The sequence below is a fragment of the Mesorhizobium sp. M7A.F.Ca.ET.027.03.2.1 genome, assembly GCF_003999175.1.
GTDB lineage: Bacteria > Pseudomonadota > Alphaproteobacteria > Rhizobiales > Rhizobiaceae > Mesorhizobium.
Genome location: NZ_RZOM01001077.1, coordinates 1 through 2108 on the forward strand (window position 1 = coordinate 1; position 2108 = coordinate 2108).

A 2108-nucleotide genomic window follows, 5' to 3' on the forward strand; every position below is an offset into this window, starting at 1 on the left:
GGTCATGACGCCGCGCGCTCTATGGCGTCGGCAAGATGAACCGGCAATGCCTACCAGGACCGCACCGACCGCTTCGCCGGCATGCTGATGCGGCAGGCAGCGTGGCCGGCCGCAATCGTGGTGGCGGCAAATATCCTTGCGCCGCTGGCTGCCTCGACGCGCGGCGGCTTCGAGACTTTGCCGGCGGCCGTTGCGCTGTCGATCACAGCCGCGAGCGCTGTCGCCGTTCTGGCGCTGTCGGCATTGCTGGCATTCGACGCTCTGTTGTTCCGGGTCATGGCTGGCCATGATGACGAAGCTTCCGGCGGTGCCGCGGTGGACGACATGCTGGCGCGCATGCGCCTGAAAACGGCCCCGCCCGCGACACGCTCGCTCGATGACCGCATTGCTGGCACGCGTCGCCTACTGTTCAAGCAGCGCGCCGCCCTGGCTCTGTTTGCCGCAGCACTTCTGGCGTCAGGGTTTTGGGCGCCGCGATGAACAGGCTTTCGCTCAAGACCTTCACCTTGCTGCAGACGGTAACCTCCGTCGGCCTCTCGGCGCTGGCCCGGATGGTGACGGGCGTGCGTCCGATCTGGAACGGCAGCCTGCCCTCCGACCGCCAGCGCATCTATTTCGCCAACCACACCAGCCATGGCGACTTTATCCTGCTGTCGGCCTGTCTCAGCGAAAGCGAGCGCGCGATCACCCATGCTGTTGCCGCAGGCGAATATTGGGGGAAGTCGCGGCTGCGCCGCTTCATCGCGCAGGACATGCTGTCGTCGGTGCTCATCAACCGGCAGTGGACGAGACCTGAGGAAAACCCGATCGAGATCATGCTGTCGGTTCTCGACCAGGGCCACTCGCTGATCCTGTTTCCCGAAGGCACACGCAACATGACCGAACAGCCGCTGCTGGCATTCCGCTCCGGGCTCTACAATCTGTCGACGGCGCGGCCTCAGGTCGAGCTGATCCCGTGCTGGATCGAGAACATGTCGCGCGTGCTGCCCAAGGGCCAGTTCCTGCCGGTGCCGCTGCTGTGCCGCGTCGTCTTCGGCGCACCGGTGGCGATCGGTCCGGGCGAAGAACGCCGCGCCTTCCTCGAACGCGCCCACGCCGCGCTTCTGGCGCTCAACCCGCGTCCCGAGCGAGACGATTGATGCGCCACGAAATCTCCATCCTGATCATCGGCCTGCTGGCGGTTTTGACCACCGCCAGCATCGTCGCCACCATACTTTCGGCGCGAGCGCCGAAGCCGCTTAGTTCGACGCTGGTCAATCTCAGCCAGCGGATCAACGCCTGGTGGGTGATGGTGGCGCTGATGACGGTCGCCTTCTTCTTCGGGCGTTACGGGATGACCATCCTGTTCGCTCTGATCTCCTTCGCCGCGCTGCGCGAATTCGTGACGCTGACGCACACCCGCCGCAGCGACCATTGGGTGCTGCTCGGCATGTTCGGCATCATCATACCGTTTCAATACTGGCTGGTGTGGACCGCCTGGTACGGGCTCTTCGTCATCTTCATTCCGGTCTATTGCTTCCTGTTGATGCCGGCCATCACGGCGCTGCATGGCGACACCGAACGCTTCCTCGAGCGCATCGCCGCGCAGCAATGGGCGGTGATGATCTCGGTCTATTGTGTCAGCCATGTGCCTGCCCTGCTGACACTCGAGGTGCCGGGCTTCGAAGGCCGCACCCTGCTGCTGATCGCGTTCCTGATCATCGTCGTGCAAGGCAGCGACGTGCTGCAATACATCTTCGGCAAGCTGTTTGGAAAACACCGTTTTTCGCCGAACGTCTCGCCTTCGAAAACCTGGGAAGGGCTGATCGGCGGACTGGTGTCGGCGAGCCTGCTCGGCGCGCTGCTATCGTTCGTGACACCCTTCTCGCCGCTGCAGGCAGCAGCCGTGGCCTTCGTCGCCTGCTCGATGGGATTTCTCGGCGGGCTGGTCGCCTCGGCCATCAAGCGCGATCAGGGCGTCAAGGACTGGGGCCATCTGATCGAAGGCCATGGCGGCATGATGGACCGCACCGACAGCCTGGTCTTCGCCGCCCCGGTGTTCTTCCACATCGTGCGCTATTTCTGGACGGTCTGAGCCGGCGGCCTGTTGCAAGAGCGGTTCATTGGCG

3 protein-coding genes are annotated in these 2108 nt (G+C 64.1%); all 3 read left to right on the plus strand.

Annotated elements, in window-relative coordinates:
- Nucleotides 1–81: 81 nt before the first annotated feature.
- Genes EN750_RS31355 through EN750_RS31365 form a run of 3 tightly spaced genes read left to right on the plus strand, consistent with a single transcriptional unit; the run spans nucleotide 82 to nucleotide 2074 of the window.
- The gene (locus EN750_RS31355; protein WP_127372752.1) at nucleotides 82–480 is read left to right on the plus strand and encodes a hypothetical protein; all 399 of its coding nucleotides are present in this window, start codon (nucleotides 82–84) and stop codon (nucleotides 478–480) included.
- On the plus strand, nucleotides 477–1139 hold the full coding sequence (locus EN750_RS31360) for a lysophospholipid acyltransferase family protein (RefSeq protein WP_127399022.1): 663 nt from the start codon (nucleotides 477–479) through the stop codon (nucleotides 1137–1139). Before EN750_RS31355 ends, EN750_RS31360 begins: the two co-directional genes overlap by 4 nt.
- Nucleotides 1139–2074 (plus strand): phosphatidate cytidylyltransferase, encoded by a 936-nt coding sequence (locus EN750_RS31365; RefSeq protein ID WP_127267053.1) that lies wholly within the window; start codon nucleotides 1139–1141, stop codon nucleotides 2072–2074. Before EN750_RS31360 ends, EN750_RS31365 begins: the two co-directional genes overlap by 1 nt.
- Nucleotides 2075–2108 lie beyond the last annotated feature (34 nt).

Excerpts from the sequence above, each read along its gene's own strand:
- EN750_RS31355 (WP_127372752.1), top strand. The coding sequence starts at position 82 with ATGCTGATGCGGCAGGCAGCGTGGCCGGCCGCAATCGTGGTGGCGGCA.
- EN750_RS31360 (WP_127399022.1), top strand. The coding sequence starts at position 477 with ATGAACAGGCTTTCGCTCAAGACCTTCACCTTGCTGCAGACGGTAACC.
- EN750_RS31365 (WP_127267053.1), top strand. The coding sequence starts at position 1,139 with ATGCGCCACGAAATCTCCATCCTGATCATCGGCCTGCTGGCGGTTTTG.